This is a genomic window from Acidovorax sp. NN32, from assembly GCF_057597245.1.
In genome coordinates this window covers 2,722,413-2,736,794 of record NZ_CP199679.1, presented here as the reverse complement: position 1 = coordinate 2,736,794, position 14,382 = coordinate 2,722,413, and the positions used below count along the sequence as shown (strand labels likewise).

The window sequence follows — 14,382 nt, the reverse complement described above, 5'->3', positions numbered from 1 at the left end:
AGAGATTGTTTGGAGTTTACAAACAGTGATGGACAGGCTTGCCCGTTTATCTGCCGGGGGCACGCCGATAAATTCCTTTCAACAACAACCCAAGGCCCCTGCGGCCTACCGAAAGGAAAACACTCCTATGGCATCGACGCACACATCCCCTCGCGACGTGGTCTTTCCACCCGGGCGCCAGGCGCTCTACGAAAAGAACCGCTACTCGCCCGCCATCCGCTCCAACGGTTTCCTCTTCGTCTCGGGCCAGGTGGGCAGCCGGCCCGATGGCTCGCCAGAGCCCGACTACCAAGCCCAGGTGCGGCTGGCGTTCGACAACCTCAACGCCATCCTGCAGGCCGCCGGCTGCACGTTTGACGACGTGATCGATGTGACGGTGTTCATGGTGGACCCAGAAAAGCATTTCGAGGCCGCGTGGGAAGTGGTGGGCGAATACTGGGGCAATGCGCCGCACCCCACGCTCACGGGCATTGGCGTGACCTGGCTGTATGGCTTTCAGTTCGAGATCAAGGTGATTGCGAAGCTGCCGGAGGAGGTGAGACGCTGAAATGTGGCGGCACGCGCGTTGCTCCATAACCACCATCGACGCTGTCGTCACTTGGCAGGCGCCCGCGTGCTGGGCATGCCGTGGACCCAGGCGCGCAGACGCCAACTGCTGGCCAGCCGCGTCGACACCACCGTGGCAGTTGTCCAACTGATGCGGCGCCTGCAAAAGGCCCCGCGCGTGCTGGTCAGCGCATTGGCCGTGGGCTTCTACGGCGCATCGCCCAACGCGTCGATGGAGCCCTTGGACGAAACCGCCCCACCCCGCCCGGGCGAGTTCCAGTCCGACCTGTGCGCTGCTATCGAACACGAGGCCCGGCGCGCCGAAGCCCTGGGCGTGCGGGTGGTGCGCATGCGGTTTGGTGTGGTGCTCGGGCACGGTGGTGGTGCGTATCCGATGCAGGCTCTGAGCGCCCGCCTGGGCCTGGGCGCCGTGCTGGGGCATGGGCGCCAGCCTGCGCCTTGGGTTCACTTGGCTGACGCGGTGGGACTGGTGCGGTTTGCGACGGCGCACCAATACCTGCAAGGCCCTGTCAATGCTGTGGCGCCTGAAGCAGCGACGCAAGCCATATTTGCGCGGACCTTGGCTGCATCGTTTGGCCGACGGGCTTGATTGCGCATGCCGGGGTTGCCGTTGCGGGCCCTGCTGGGAGCACTGTCTACTCTGCTGCTGGACGGGCAGAACGCGGTGGCGAGTACAGCGCTGGGTCAGGGATACCGTTTTGTGCACCCGCAGCTGAGTGGTGCGCTGGCAGACCTTGCGCTAGCTGATGCTAGCGGGAACGGATTTGGCTCACACAGAATATTAATCAAAATAGGTCTTGGCGCTTATTGGCAAAGCGCTAGCAGCTATAAATACAGTAGCAATTGCGAGTCGCTATGTCAGCTGTGCAGCGGTTGCAGTCATCTCGACTTGGCCGTCGAACGCTTACTATCCGCCAGAAGCAGTCGGTGGCGGCTGGCGAAATCGGACGCTCAACGTTTGAGATGAGAGGCGTGACCCGGCTTGCCGGGGCACGTCCTCTCGATTGAAGGGTTAGGGCGCTGGTTCATTCTTCAGCTATTTCTCTCGGTCAAGCGAGCTTCAAACCTCTTGCCTTCAATCGTTTCGAGAGTGCAGAGGCATTCGTAGATTGGCATGCCGCCCTTTCCCTTGGAGGGGCAAGCTTGTTTGCACCAAAGTTGAACTCCAGTTTTGCGGCGGATAGGGCTATTGCCTTCATACCTTCCTTCTGAAGTAAGTCTTCAAGTGTTCGTATCAGGGCTGGAACAAACTCGATCACTACACCTACTTGAACGGATCTTGGCTCCATGCTCTGCCCAAGAACATCGATGATCACGACAGGTTCGTTTGCAAGTACAGCGGCTCTGGCCAAACGATTGATTGCATAGTCATCAGACCAATAGTTCAGCGTGCTCGCAAACTGATGCGCGAGATTGTGAGCGACAGACCGAAGTGGTTTGAGAGATGGCATGACGCGCGGCGCTCTAACGTTGGCGCTGTCCGGCGGGCAGCCCGCGCCGCGAAGCGGCAGCCTTCGGTTGCGCGTCCGAGACGAGCAACATGTTAAACCTGAACTTATTCAAGCCGTACACGAACATGCTTTGAATCCTTTGCGATCTGTTGAAGCGCTGAGTAGAACTGCCCGTCACGGAATTTATTGATGCTCGATGTGTTGATGAAACACAAATCGCATTCACCCGGCCAACCAGGACCGCCATGTAGTGCATCCCAAAAAGCATCTATGTTGCGTCCGAAGTAGCTTGCGCCTTCTGGAGTGGTTGCCGACAAGTAAGCCCGCCAGAAACTCTCTTCATCAGTGACTGCTGCACAGTCGATTGTGTAGGTGCCCATAAGGTTTAACGTTTGAGATGAGAGGCATGACCCGGCTTGCCGGGGCATGTCCTCTCGATTGAAGGGTTAGGCATCGCGTTGGTGCTCCTTGGAGAACTGCCAGAGAGCCATGTCTAGCTCTCGAACTGTGAGCCCGTGCTTAGCGGCCAGTGAGCGGCAAACATCTGTGTATTCAACCCAATAGTCGGGTGAATAGACGGCTGGCTTTTCTAAACCAAGGCTCCAGATAGCACGGAAGTCAAGGATTGGATACGTGGAATCAACGCAAAAGTGCAGGATCACTGAGGCCGTTGGAAACTGAACCCCACTCAGCAGCACGAGTGAGCCGATTCGGGATTGCTCGAACTTGGCAGAAAAGGAAAACGAGGTGACTTCACGAACGAACGCTTCAGGATTTTCTCTGGCAAGTTCGGCCCTCCGCTTCGACTTCCAGCGCGCAAGTTCATACAGCTGCGACACAGTTAGGTAACCCTGCGCCTTGGCCAAGGGGCGGATGTGTTCCAGCTTTGGGTCAGCGTTGTAGTCATATCGCTGCTGATAAGACCGGAGTTCTTTGGGAGAAATGCGAAGCTTGTGGTGCATGCGATGCCTAACGTGATGTATCCCGCAAAACCTGCGGGATATTCTGGACACTGATTCCTCCTGAAAATGGCTTGCAGATTGGGCTTGCGGTCAGTGCGCTGTTCAAAAGCACAGGTATAAAATTTCCGACAAACCCGGCAGGCATCAACTCAGCAAACTATAGCTTGCCAGTAGGCAGGCACCGGGCACTGAGACAGCGCGGTTTGGACGTCAAGCCAGTGGGTAGTGAGTCAACGGCAGCTTTGCGGTAGTTTCGTCCACCGGCTGTTTAGGGCCCCGACCCGACGTTAGGCAACACCCCCCATAGCTGCCGTTCATTCGCTACCCGCTGCCTAACAGTCCAAAATCTGCTGGCTGAGTGCGTGGGCCCTGATTGGTAGCGAGCTATAGTTTGCCTCGTTGACGCCTGCCGGGTTTCGCTGAATTTTCATACCTGCTTGCCTAAACTGGCAATCGCCTGCAGACCCATGCTGCAAGCCACTTACAGGAGAAACCAGTGCTCAGAATATCCCGCACGGTCCAGCTTATCCCGCAGGTTTTGCGGGATACATCACGTTAGATGCCAATGCACAGAGTCCCGCAAACTCTGGCCGATTGGAAGCAGTCGCTTTGCAAGCGCTTCGAGGTTGGTGGCCTGTTCAGCCGCAACGCCATCGCTCACAAATGGAAAGCACCGTTCAGAAGTCTGACCCTCCGTGAAACGGTCGCCTGGCGCGTACAAGACCTCCTCACGCAGTCATACGTTCTGCACGATGCGGGCCACGCGCTGGGCGCGAGGATCCTCCTTCGCAGTGCACTTGAAACGGTGGCGATTCTTGTATATCTCAACCACTTAACCAGAAAAGTCGTCGCCGGAACGTTGGGCTTTCATGAGTTCTCCTCTAAGACTACTTCTCTTCTCCTGGGATCGAGAGATAAATCGACCAGCGTATCCGCGATCAACATCATCACTGTGCTCCAGAAGTGCGAAGCGCTATACCCCGGAATAGAGGCTCTGTATGCGGCACTATCAGAAAGCGCACATCCCAATCACGAGGGTATCTGCCTCGGATACTCGGACATTGATCCCAGCGAATATGTCACTACGTTTTCAAACAAGTGGGCCTCCATGTACTCAAGCTCCCACGTGTCAGGCGTCGAGCTGTGCATGTCGCTGTTTGATTACGAGTACAACGAAGAGTGGCCAGCGGCCTTCGAGACCTTAGAACAATGGATCGTCGCCAATGACACTGCTCTCGAGGCAACGAAGCACGAGGGCGTCTAGCCCCTCCATCAAGCGGATATGTCCCGGCAAGCCGGGTCATGATGCTCATGTCGAACGCTAAGCTCCACATGCCCTGGAATCTGACATCCGACTCAAACATCAGAATGCTGCCGGTCCACGAGCAGCTATTTGCGTTCGCGTACGCCTATCTTGCAGCTGCAACCGTACTGGGACAACGCGCAGTAGAACGCGCCGAACTCAAGGATTGACCAGCTGGAGCTGTTGTTCTAATGAATGCAGCGCACGCTGTTGAGCTTTTCTTGAAGGCCACCTTGCTTCGCAAGAACTCCAACTTCGACGTATGGGCGTTCAGTCACGACATACACAGCCTAGCGAACGAATACGAGCGACAATTTCCCGAGCCAAATCTCTCTTGGGATATCCCGTTTCGCCACTCACTGCCGGATGATCTAAATCAGGATCAGAAAAAATACTATCGGGAGCACACAGCTCAACCTAGTATTCAACTCAGATACCCTGTTAGCCGCTTAGGGTCTTCGTGGCTCACGTTACAAGCATTTGAGCCGCATTCATTTCAGCAAGAGTTACTGCGCATGGAGAAAGACTTTGACCGCATTTACCATAGTGAGGTCTAGCCATTCGCTCAACCGTACCCATTGCGGCTTGCTGCCAAAGGCTCGCCAATTTCATTCTTGGCCTTTAGCAACGCGCTGCTAGGGTCCGGTTAGCTCACAGACGTTGAGCGCCTGCTTGCAGCCGCACCCAATGGCCGTTCTTGGCCGATAGTACTCATTCGTTTGCAGTCAGCGTATGACTGCAACCAGCCTGTGCGGTCAATGAGCCACCTCAGCATGGGTTTCCCAATACAGAGCAAGCCTTCGCGCGCCTGTTGGCCTGCCGCCAACGCGGTGCAGCATTGCCCCTACGGCAAATTCTCCCGAAATATCACCTGGCTCCGCGTCGTCTCCACCCCGCTCGTCGGCTCCCGCCGATCCCGCAGGTTGGCAAAAATCCGCACGCAGTTCATCACCGCGCCCTGCGGGTTCTGGGTTATCACCGCATCCATCGTCCCGTCGATCAGCAGCGCGCGCGTATCCGGCGTGAGGCCATGCCCGATGAACACGATCTTGCGGTCTGCGCCCGCCTCTTTCAGCGCCCGGCCGATGCCTTCGGCCCCGCCGCCGATGTTGTAGATGCCTGCCAAATCATCGTGCTGCTCCAGCAGGGCGCGGGCCTGGCGGTAGTTGCGTTCGGCGTCGTCCTGGCCTTCGCGCACGCCCACCACCTGCACCAGGGGGAACTGCTCTTCAAACAGGTGCAGAAAGCCCGCCTCGCGCTCCTCATGGGCGCGGTAGCGCAGTGATCCAACAATCATTGCCACATGCGCCTTGCGGCTGTGGGCCAAGGGGCCCATGAAGCGGGCGATCAGGTAGGCGGCGGTGCGGCCTGCGGCGCGGTTGTCCAGGCCCACGTAGGCCACGCGGCGCGAGTTGGATAAATCCGAGATCAGTGTGACGGTGGGCACGCCCTGCTCTGCCAGCTGGGCCACGGCCTCGCGCACCACGGGGTGCTCCAGCGCCATGAAGGCGATGCCGTCGCAGCGCTTGCCGTAGTGCAGCAGTGCTTTTGCCAGCGCATCGGGGTTGAAGCTTTCGATATACGCCGCCTGGCAGCGCACGTTGAACGGTGCCCAGTGGTCTTGCGCGTAGCCGATCACGTCGCCCAGCATTTGCAGGAAGCGGTTGCTGCCCTCGGGGATCAGCACCATCAGGCGCAAGGGTTGCGGTTGCAGCGCTGCGTGCAGCTCGGCCTGCGGCAGGTAGCCCAGGGTGGCGGCGGCCTGCAGCACCCGCTGCGCGGTGGCGTTGCGCACGCCCGACCGCTGGTTCAGCACCCTGTCGACCGTGGCCGTGGAGACGCCGGACAGCTGGGCGATGTCGGGGATGCGCGGGCTGCGGAGATTGCTGGGGTTGGGCGGGTTTTGGGCCATGGTGGATTCAATCAAAAACCATCATTTGGTTTGCTGGTATTTGATGGATTCCGCGGATAGTATCACTGGGCGTTCGATGCTGAAAGGCATCAAAAACCATCAGTACAAACCCTAGGTTGCAGCGGCCAAAACCGATTCCGCAGGAGACAAGACATGCCTGACACCCCAACTCGCGCCGCGTGCAGCGCCCCGGGCCTGCCCGTGCCCTTCGTGCCGTTCGTGACCATGCGCCCCGCCTGCGTGCGCTGAAGCATCGCCGCCGCGCCCATGCAATACGAGTTCGACTTTGCCAGCGTGCTGGCCAACTGGCCCCAGTTTCTGGAAGGGGCCTGGATGACCATCCTGCTGTCCTTCCCGGCCACGGTGATTGGTTTTGTGGGTGGCACGCTGCTGGCCATGGGGCGGCGCGGCGACACGCGCTGGCTGGCCAAGGCCTGCGGCGCATATGTAGAAGTGCTGCGCAACACGCCGCTGCTGGTGCAGGTGTTTCTGGTGTTCTTTGGCCTGGCCAGCCTGGGCTTCAAGGTGTCGGCGTTTGCTGCGGCGCTGCTGACGCTGGTGATCAACGTGGCGGCCTACACCTGCGAAATCATGCGGGCGGGCATGGATTCGATCCACAAGGGCCAGATCGAGGCGGCCGAGTGCCTGGGCCTCACGCGACGGCAGGTGTACTGGCATGTGGTGCTGCGCCCGGCGATGGAGAAGGTGTACCCCGCGCTCACCAGCCAGTTTGTGCTGCTGATGCTGGCGTCGTCCATCACCTCGCAGATCTCGGTGGAAGAACTGACGGCCGTGGCGGCGCGGGTGCAGTCCGAGACCTTCCGCCCGTTTGAGGCTTACATCCTGGTGGCGGTGGCGTATCTGGCGCTGTCGCTGTTGATGCGGCTGGGGCTGTGGGTGTTCGGGCAGCTCGTGTTCACGCGCCAACGCAAATTGGGGAACGCCAAATGATTGACGGTGGATTGAACTCGTATCACCTGCAGTACCTGCTGTTTGGCGCGCTGTGGACCATTGGCCTGTCGCTGATTGCGTTTGTGGGCGGTGGCCTGGCTGGGGGCGTGATTGCGCTGTGCCGCGTCAGCCCCATCAAAGCCGTGCGCTGGGCGACGATTGCGTGGATTCAGATCATCCAGGGCACGCCGCTGCTGGTGGTGCTGTTCCTGTGCTACTTCGGCCTGAGCATTGCCGGGCTGGAGCTGCCCGCCATCGTGGCGGCCAGCATTGCGATGATTGTTTACGTCAGCGCGTACCTAGGTGAGATATGGCGCGGATGCATCGAGTCGGTGCCGCGCACGCAGTGGGAGGCGGCCGAGTGCCTGGCGCTGTCGCGCACGCAGCGCATGCGGCTGGTGGTGCTGCCGCAGGCAGTGCGCATTGCCACGCCGCCCACGGTGGGGTTCATGGTGCAGATCGTGAAGAACACGTCGCTGGCGTCCATCGTGGGGTTTATCGAGCTGGTGCGTGCGGGGCAGCTCATCAACAACTCCATCTTTCAGCCTTTCACCGTGTACCTGCTGATCGCCATCGTCTACTTTGCGATGTGCTACCCGCTGTCCGTCTGGAGCCGCAAGCTGGAGCAGCGCCAGCAGTTTGGAAACACCCGTGGCACAGCCACCCCCTCTGTGACCACCGCATGAAACGAGAAGACACCATGAACCTCGCCCGAGACGCTGCCGCGCAACACTCCCAGCCAGCGGCCTCGCCTGCGCAGCCCGTCGTTGAACTAAAGGACGTACACAAAAGCTTTGGCAGCAACCAGGTGCTCAAGGGCGTGTCGTTTGCCATTCCCCGGGGCCAGGTGGTGGCCATCATCGGCAAGAGTGGCTCGGGCAAGAGCACGGCACTGCGCTGCATCGACCGGCTGGAGATCATCGACAGCGGCACCATCAATGTCTGCGGCCACGCGGTGCACGACCCTGCCATAGACCTGCGCCAGCTGCGCCAGGACGTGGGCATCGTGTTCCAGAGCTACAACCTGTTTCCGCACCTGACGGTGGAGCAGAACATCACGCTGGCGCCCAAGGCCGTGAAGAACCTGCCAGCGGCCAAGGCGCGCGAGATTGCCGCCCGCACGCTGCAGCAGGTGGGCCTGGCGGACAAGGCGCAGGCTTACCCCGAGCAGCTGTCAGGCGGGCAACAGCAGCGCGTGGCCATTGCCCGGTCGCTGGCGATGGAGCCGCAGGTGATGCTGTTCGACGAGGTGACCTCTGCGCTTGACCCGCAGCTCACGGGCGAGGTGCTGCGCGTGATCGAAGCCCTGGCCCAGGGCGGCATGACCATGGTGCTGGTCACGCACGAGATGGAGTTCGCCGCCCGGGTGGCCGACACCATCATCTACATGCACGAGGGCAAAGTGTGGGAGACGGGCCCAGGCGACATGCTCAAGAACCCACAGACCGCCGAGCTGCGCGACTTTCTTTCTCACGGGCTTTGAGTTTCTGCTTCAGCCCAGCCCGTTTCGATTCCGTACTCAAAAACCACCAGGAGACAACCACTATGACCACTTCCCTCTTCCTCCGCCGCACCATGCTGGCCATGGGCGCCGCCGCCCTGTGCATGCCCGCCATGGCCGAGCTGGCCGACATCAAGTCCGCCGGCAAGCTGCGCGTGGGCATCGACTTTGGCGCGCCGTTCTACGGCTACGTGGACGACAAGATGAAGCCCGTGGGCTCGGACGTGGAAGCGGCCGAGCTGCTGGCGAAGGACCTGGGCCTGACGCTGGAGATCGTGAACACGACCAACTCCGCGCGCATTCCCAACCTGCTGTCCAACAAGGTGGACCTGATCATCTCGTCGCTGTCGATCACGCCTGAGCGCCAGAAGGCGGTGGACTTCTCCATCCCTTACGGCGCCATCCAGGCCGCAGTGGGCGCGCCCAAGGGCCTCAAGCTCACCAGCATTGAAGACCTGGCCGGCAAAACCGTGGCAGTGACGCGCGGTGGCCCGCAAGACAAGATCGTGACCGAGCGTGCGCCGCAGGCCAAGGTGGTGCGGTTTGATGACGAATCGGCCTCCATCACCGCCGCCGCCACCGGCCAGGCCGACATCGTGGCCATCACGCCGCCGATCATTGCGGCCATCGCCAAGAAGAACCCGGCGCGCGACTTCGAGACCAAGTTCATCCTGCAGTCGTACCAGCTGGGCATGGCCATGCGCAAAGGCCAACCCGAGCTGATGGCCGCCGTGAACGGCTGGATCAAGACCAACCTGGCCAACGGCAAGCTGAACGACATCCATGTGAAGTACGCGGGCGTGCCGATCCCCAAAGAAATCATCGACGGCGCCAAGTAAGCAAATAAAGCAAGCCTGCAACCTGGGCGGCGCCTGACGGGCCCCGCCCGGCTGCGCCCTGCCCTGACGCATCACCACCAAAGGAAATTTTTATGAGCCGTCATTTCGGCGCCATCCGCCAGCTTGGCTATGTGGTCCACGACATCGAAGCCGCCATGGACTACTGGAGCAAGACCCTGGGCGTGGGCCCCTGGTTCTACAACCCGAAGGTTCCGATCAAGAACTACGTTTACAAGGGCGAGCGATACGAGCCGCACAACTCGGTGGCGCTGGCCAACTCGGGTTATGTGCAGGTCGAACTGATCCAGACGCGCAACGATGTGCCGTCGATGTACCGCGACTTTCTGCAGGCCGGGCGCACCGGGCTGCAGCACGTGGCGTATTGGACGAGCGACTACGACGCAGACCTGGCGCGGCTGACGGCCCAGGGCTTCAAGACGGTGATGAGCGGCGAGGTGGGCGAAAAAGGCCGCTTTGTCTACTTCGACACCGAGTACCACCCGGGCACCGTGATCGAGCTGTCGGAAGTGGCCGGGCCCAAGGGGCGAATGTTCGACCTGATCCGTGCGGAGTCGGAAACCTGGGACGGCATGACCGACCCGGTGCGGCCGTTTCCTGATCTGTCGAAGATCTGAAGAAGGTCTGATTTTTAAGCCAAATTGGCCTCTAGCGCTTTTTCCATAAGCGCTAGCAGATATCAAAACAGTAGTTCACCCACCATGTCCCCAGACCGCTTTGAAGCCACCTACCTGATCGAGACCCCCCTGGACCCCGCCCATGTGGCCGAGGTGCTGGCGGGCGAGCAATCGTGTGGCACCTTCACCCGGGTGGAGGGCGAGACCGACGCTCTGCGCGAACGTGCCCGCGCCACGGTCGAGTCGGTCGAGCTGCTGGACGTGGCGCCCGCGCCGTCGCTGCCCAACGGGTGGATGCAGCGGCGCGGCATGTTTGACACGCCGCAGACCTGGCAGCGCGCCCGGCTGCGCGTGAGCTTTCCGTGCGACAACATCGGCCCCAACCTGCCCACGCTGGCCGCCACGGTGTCGGGCAACCTGTACGACCTGGGCGAGGTTACCGGCCTGCGGCTGGAGTCGATGAAACTGCCCAGCGCCTACCGCGCGCAGTTCGACATGCCCCGCCACGGCATCAGCGGCACCCGCGCATTAACTGGTGTGCAGGGCCGCCCGCTGATCGGCACCATCATCAAACCCAACGTGGGTTTGTCGGCCGAAGAAACCGGCGACCTGGCAGGCCGTCTGTGTGCGGCGGGTGTGGATTTCATCAAGGACGACGAGGTCTGCGCCAACCCGGTTCACGCGCCACTGGCCGACCGCGTCAAAGCCGTGATGCGCCGCGTGCGCGCCCACCAGGACAAGACCGGCAAGCGGGTGATGGTGGCCTTCAACATCACCGACGAAACCGACGCCATGCGCCGCCACGCCGACCTGATCGCCGCCGAGGGTGGCAGCTGTGTGATGGTCAGCCTGAACTGGTGTGGCTACTCCGCCGTGCAGACGCTGCGCCGCCACACGCCGCTGGCATTGCACGGCCACCGCAACGGCTACGGCGCACTGTCGCGCCACCCGCTGCTGGGCTTCTCGTTCAACGCCTGGCAGACGCTGTGGCGCCTGGCGGGCGTGGACCACATGCATGTGCACGGCCTGCAGGGCAAGTTCTCGCAGACCGATGAAGAAGTGATCGAATCCGCCCACGACACCCTGGCCCCGCTGTGCGAAGGCCTGGACGACCGCGTGTTGCCCGCCTTCTCCAACGGCCAGTGGGCCGGCACCGTGCCTGCCACGTGGGACAGCATCCAGTCCAACGACCTGCTGTTCATGTCCGGTGGTGGCATCCTGGCCCACCCAGACGGCCCCGCTGCGGGCGTGGCCAGCCTGCAGCAGGCGTGGGATGCGGTGCAGCATGGCGAAACCCTGGCCGAGCGCGCGGCACGCGCCCCCGAGCTGCGCCGCGCCATCGAATTCTTCGGCAAGAAGTCCTGAACCATGACCACTGAAGCCCCCCGGTTCGGCTGGTACGGCGACGACTTCACCGGCGCCACCGACACCCTGGCCGTGCTGGCCCAAGCGGGCCTGCGGTCCATGCTGTTCATGGGCGTGCCCAGCGCACAAGCGTTGGTGGCCGCCGGGCCGCTGGATGCCATCGGCATTGCCGGCGCCGCGCGTGCCATGGCGCCCGACGCCATGCGCGCCGAGCTGACCGGTGTGGGCCAATTTTTCAGGCAGGTTGCGCCCACCGTGCTGCACTACAAGGTGTGTTCCACCTTCGACAGCGCACCGCATGTTGGCAACATTGCCTGCGCCATCCAGACCCTGCATCCCAGCGTGGACAACCGCTGGGTGCCCATCCTCGGAGGCCAGCCCAGCCTGGGCCGATACTGCGCGTTCAGCAATCTGTTTGCGGCGGCCGGGACGGGTGGAGCCGTCTACCGCATTGACCGGCACCCGACGATGCACCGCCACCCAGTGACCCCCATGGCCGAGGCAGACTTGAGGGTGCACCTGGCACAACAAGGATTGCAGGGCATCACGGCGTTGCATTACCCGTTGTTTGAAGCGGATACAGGGCCAAACGCGGCAACCTTGCGCACCGCACTGGGCACGCTTCTGGACAATGGCCCGGCCGATCTGCCCGATTTGCCTTTGGTGCCCACGCTGCTGGACCTGACCAGTGCAGATCAGTTGGCCAGCGTGGGGCGCCTGCTGTGGCAACAGGCACAACACGCGCGCCTGCTCGCAGTGGGGCCCAGCTCCGTGGCGCAAGCGCTGATCGCGCACTGGGGAGCCCACGCAAACCACCCCACCCCAGCCTTGGCGCCATCGACTGGCCCTGTGTTCGCCTGGGCGGGCAGCCTGTCACCCATCACTGCGGCCCAGGTCCAGGCCGCAGCGTCTTACCAGCGCATCTCTGTGGACGCGCAGCGCCTAGGCGACGATGCAGCGTATGCCCAGGCCACCCAGCGCACGATATGTGCCGGGCTGCAGCAAGGCCACCACGTTCTGGCCTACACCGGGCCAAACGACGGCGCCCATGCCCCCGCCGGTGGCGCATTGGCAGCCGTCGCACCCGCCAGCGCTGCCCTGGTCGCCGGTGTGGTGCAGGCGCAGGCCGACAACGGCACGCCCCTGGGGCGCATTGGCATTGCGGGCGGCGACACCTCCAGCCACGCCGTGCAGGCGCTTCAGCTGTGGGGCTTGTCGTACCAAACGACGGTCTGCCCAGGGGTCACGCTGAGCCGCGCGCACAGCGCAAGCCCGTCGCGCGACGGGCTGGAGCTGATGCTCAAGGGCGGACAGATGGGGGGGACGGGTCTCTTCGAGAAGCTGCTCGGCACCGCCTGACGGAGACATCCAGGCGATAAAAAGCCCGCGCATGGCGGGCTCGTTATGGAACGGCATAGCGGAAGGCAAGCCTGCCGCTATTCCTTCAAACACGTGGAACGGGAGTTCCTGAGTTCACGCACAGTGCCAGGTTCAGTGCCTTGATCGCGGTCTTGTAATCCTCGCGCTCGATCACGAACTGCATGTTCACCTGACGCAGGGTCTGGGACACGCAGTTCACGTTGACCCGCGCATCGGCCAGCGCCTGTGCGGCCTTGGCCAGCACGCCGGGGATTCCGATGTTGGAGCCGATGGTGCACACGATCGCGCTGGGCTTGATCGTCACGACCTGGTAGCCCTCCTGCAGCTCGGCCACCAGCTCGGGCGTGACCTGGTTGTCCCACACCAGATGGGCGATGGAGTTGGCGTTGGTCGCCTTGAGGATGTAGCTCACGTCGTGCTTGCAGAACACGTTCATCAGGCCTGCATCAAAGCCCACCGTGCCCACCATGCTGGGGTCGTGGATCTCGATCAGCGTGACCTTGTCGGTACCGGTGACGATCTCCACGCGCGCGCGCTCGCCCACGAAGTCCTTGGTGATCAGCGTGCCGGGGTGGTCGGGCTCAAACGTGTTCTTCAGGCGGATGGGAATGCCAGCCAGTTCCATAGGCTTGGCAGCCTTGGGGTGGATGGCTTCCATGCCCACGTCGGCCAGCTGGTCGGCCACGTCGTAGTTGGTAGCACCCACCACGATGGCGTTTTCCAGACCCACCAGGTTGGGGTCGGCGGACGAGAGGTGGAATTCCTTGTGGATCACGGCCTCGGCGGGGCGCACTTCCACGGCGATCTTGCTGAAGGTGACCTCGGAATAACCGCGGTCAAACTCGCGCATGATGCCTTCGGTGCCCTTGGTATAGCCGGTGGCCACCACCACCTTGTCGCTCAGGTCCAGGCCCTTGAAGCTTTGCGCAATGCGCTCATCAATGGTCCAGGCTTCGTTGTCGTCAAAACCGGCCAGGTCCATCAGGATGGCGTTGACGCCATTGACCTTGAGGATCTCGACCGAGTTGAACGCGCTGTGCGACTCGCCAATGGAGGCCAGCACTTCGCGCGCGGCCAGCAGCACATCCTTGCGGCTCAGATAGCCACTGGCCAGCACGTGCTGCATGGCGTTCAGATATTCACGCGCCTGGCCAATGCGCTGGTCGATGAAGGCATCGGCCACATCCAGCGGCAGGCCCAGGTCGGCATAGCCCGCGTTCAGCTTTTTGAGGCTGGCGGCCAGTTGGGTCAAGGCGTCCTGGTAGCCCTTGCCCTCTGCAAACAGGGCGTAGATGCCGCGCTCGCCCGTCTTCTTGTGCTCCAGCAACTGGTTCGTCACGCCAGAGTAGGCAGACACCACATAGATCCGGCCATAAATGCGCTTGGGATCGTGCAGCATGATGTGGCGCAGCACATCGCCAAAGGCGGTCATGGAGGTGCCGCCGATTTTCTCGACAGAGATCTTGGAGTTTTGAACGTCTTGCATGGACAGGCTCAGGGGAGCAAAAAGGTTGGA

General features: G+C 61.8%; 16 protein-coding genes. 11 read left to right on the top strand and 5 right to left on the bottom strand.

Translation table 11 applies throughout. The annotated features are described in order from the left end of the window. Positions 1 to 127: 127 nt before the first annotated feature. Genes ACT89O_RS12805 through ACT89O_RS12795 form a run of 3 tightly spaced genes read left to right on the top strand, consistent with a single transcriptional unit; the run spans position 128 to position 1,534 of the window. Positions 128 to 547 (top strand): RidA family protein, encoded by a 420-nt coding sequence (locus tag ACT89O_RS12805; RefSeq protein ID WP_487260206.1) that lies wholly within the window; start codon positions 128 to 130, stop codon positions 545 to 547. A 51-nt stretch (positions 548 to 598) separates the two neighbouring features. Next, on the top strand, positions 599 to 1,156 hold the full coding sequence (locus ACT89O_RS12800; RefSeq protein WP_487260205.1) for an NAD-dependent epimerase/dehydratase family protein: 558 nt from the start codon (positions 599 to 601) through the stop codon (positions 1,154 to 1,156). Positions 1,157 to 1,162: 6 nt separating this feature from the next. Next, complete coding sequence (locus tag ACT89O_RS12795; RefSeq protein WP_487260204.1) at positions 1,163 to 1,534, top strand: DUF1731 domain-containing protein; 372 nt, start codon at positions 1,163 to 1,165, stop codon at positions 1,532 to 1,534. 82 nt (positions 1,535 to 1,616) lie between these two features. On the opposite strand, the gene ACT89O_RS12790 is transcribed toward ACT89O_RS12795, so the two are convergent. The 3 genes from ACT89O_RS12790 to ACT89O_RS12780 all read right to left on the bottom strand — a co-directional run bounded on the left by ACT89O_RS12790 (position 1,617) and on the right by ACT89O_RS12780 (position 2,980). Beyond that, positions 1,617 to 2,018: a hypothetical protein gene (locus ACT89O_RS12790; protein WP_487260203.1), complete on the bottom strand. Its 402-nt coding sequence runs from the start codon at positions 2,016 to 2,018 to the stop codon at positions 1,617 to 1,619. 104 nt (positions 2,019 to 2,122) lie between these two features. Continuing rightward, positions 2,123 to 2,398 carry a barstar family protein gene (locus ACT89O_RS12785; RefSeq protein WP_487260202.1) on the bottom strand — a complete coding sequence of 92 codons (276 nt, stop codon included), beginning with the start codon at positions 2,396 to 2,398 and terminating at the stop codon, positions 2,123 to 2,125. 66 nt (positions 2,399 to 2,464) lie between these two features. Then, entirely contained in the window at positions 2,465 to 2,980 is a 516-nt protein-coding gene (locus ACT89O_RS12780) for a hypothetical protein (protein ID WP_487260201.1), read from the bottom strand. A gap of 565 nt (positions 2,981 to 3,545) precedes the next feature. Between ACT89O_RS12780 and ACT89O_RS12775 the strand changes: the two genes are divergently transcribed. Continuing rightward, a complete protein-coding gene (locus ACT89O_RS12775; protein WP_487260200.1) occupies positions 3,546 to 4,244 on the top strand; it encodes a hypothetical protein in 699 nt (232 codons plus the stop codon). A gap of 883 nt (positions 4,245 to 5,127) precedes the next feature. On the opposite strand, the gene ACT89O_RS12770 is transcribed toward ACT89O_RS12775, so the two are convergent. After that, the gene (locus ACT89O_RS12770) at positions 5,128 to 6,195 is read right to left on the bottom strand and encodes a LacI family DNA-binding transcriptional regulator (protein WP_487260199.1); all 1,068 of its coding nucleotides are present in this window, start codon (positions 6,193 to 6,195) and stop codon (positions 5,128 to 5,130) included. A gap of 267 nt (positions 6,196 to 6,462) precedes the next feature. Between ACT89O_RS12770 and ACT89O_RS12765 the strand changes: the two genes are divergently transcribed. From ACT89O_RS12765 to ACT89O_RS12735, 7 genes are all read left to right on the top strand, one after another. Next, on the top strand, positions 6,463 to 7,146 hold the full coding sequence (locus ACT89O_RS12765; RefSeq protein WP_487260198.1) for an amino acid ABC transporter permease: 684 nt from the start codon (positions 6,463 to 6,465) through the stop codon (positions 7,144 to 7,146). Next, entirely contained in the window at positions 7,143 to 7,832 is a 690-nt protein-coding gene (locus ACT89O_RS12760; RefSeq protein WP_121506464.1) for an amino acid ABC transporter permease, read from the top strand. Before ACT89O_RS12765 ends, ACT89O_RS12760 begins: the two co-directional genes overlap by 4 nt. A gap of 14 nt (positions 7,833 to 7,846) precedes the next feature. Then, the gene (locus tag ACT89O_RS12755; protein ID WP_192421421.1) at positions 7,847 to 8,629 is read left to right on the top strand and encodes an amino acid ABC transporter ATP-binding protein; all 783 of its coding nucleotides are present in this window, start codon (positions 7,847 to 7,849) and stop codon (positions 8,627 to 8,629) included. Between the two features lie 62 nt (positions 8,630 to 8,691). After that, on the top strand, positions 8,692 to 9,486 hold the full coding sequence (locus ACT89O_RS12750; protein WP_487260197.1) for a transporter substrate-binding domain-containing protein: 795 nt from the start codon (positions 8,692 to 8,694) through the stop codon (positions 9,484 to 9,486). 92 nt (positions 9,487 to 9,578) lie between these two features. After that, positions 9,579 to 10,121, top strand: a complete 543-nt coding sequence (locus ACT89O_RS12745; RefSeq protein WP_431152951.1) for a VOC family protein — start codon at positions 9,579 to 9,581, stop codon at positions 10,119 to 10,121. A gap of 84 nt (positions 10,122 to 10,205) precedes the next feature. Then, complete coding sequence (locus ACT89O_RS12740) at positions 10,206 to 11,486, top strand: ribulose-bisphosphate carboxylase large subunit family protein (RefSeq protein WP_487260196.1); 1,281 nt, start codon at positions 10,206 to 10,208, stop codon at positions 11,484 to 11,486. 3 nt (positions 11,487 to 11,489) lie between these two features. After that, entirely contained in the window at positions 11,490 to 12,845 is a 1,356-nt protein-coding gene (locus ACT89O_RS12735; RefSeq protein WP_487260195.1) for a four-carbon acid sugar kinase family protein, read from the top strand. A gap of 85 nt (positions 12,846 to 12,930) precedes the next feature. Here ACT89O_RS12735 and ACT89O_RS12730 read toward each other — a convergent pair whose 3' ends face one another. Then, the gene (locus ACT89O_RS12730) at positions 12,931 to 14,352 is read right to left on the bottom strand and encodes an aspartate kinase (protein ID WP_487260194.1); all 1,422 of its coding nucleotides are present in this window, start codon (positions 14,350 to 14,352) and stop codon (positions 12,931 to 12,933) included. Positions 14,353 to 14,382: the final 30 nt, after the last annotated feature.